Raw genomic sequence first — 583 nt, 5'->3', positions numbered from 1 at the left:
TTTTTATCATATTTTATGATCCGTTAGTAGCCAATGTCAACTGATAACAGTTTATCCGATTAGAAGTGAGCGTAACCGCTCTCATTCAAGCCCATACTAGCTGATAGTGTCGCTGACAAAAAAAATCAAAACAATGACAGCGTGCGCGAAGGCAGGACAGGTACGGTAGGCCTACCGTACCTCCTGCCCTGCGGGGCTTTGCTTATTCGCCTGTGGCTCAACGCGCGTGGGGTCGATCCGCACGCAAGTGACCTCAACGAACTATTTTGTTTATTATGTCTATTTGGACTAGACCCTAACCAGATGTCAGGAGGCGTCACCGGAAAGCGTCAGAATAGATCTGTATTTGCAATTTCTTGACGGATTCCGCGCAAAACTATAGATTTCTACCTGACACTTTCGGCTCAGGAGGCATCTTGCAGGGGCACCGTATCGGCTACGTCCGCGTCAGCAGTTTCGACCAGAACCCGGAACGGCAGCTCGAACACGTTCAGGTGGACAAGGTGTTCACCGACAAGGCGTCGGGTAAGGACACTCGACGGCCACAGCTCGACGCGCTCCTCGCCTTCGTGCGCGAGGGCGA

1 protein-coding gene is annotated in these 583 nt (G+C 51.8%); it reads left to right on the top strand.

Annotated features, from left to right (window positions below):
• Window positions 1–356 precede the first annotated feature (356 nt).
• The coding region (locus GTA51_RS20410; protein WP_439333344.1) for a recombinase family protein at window positions 357–583 on the top strand (227 nt) is incomplete at its 3' end.

This window comes from Solidesulfovibrio aerotolerans (assembly GCF_009856865.1).
In the GTDB taxonomy this organism is placed as follows: Bacteria; Desulfobacterota; Desulfovibrionia; order Desulfovibrionales; family Desulfovibrionaceae; genus Solidesulfovibrio; species Solidesulfovibrio aerotolerans.
Note: the sequence above shows the minus strand (reverse complement) of the source record. Positions and strands in the feature narration are given on the sequence as shown.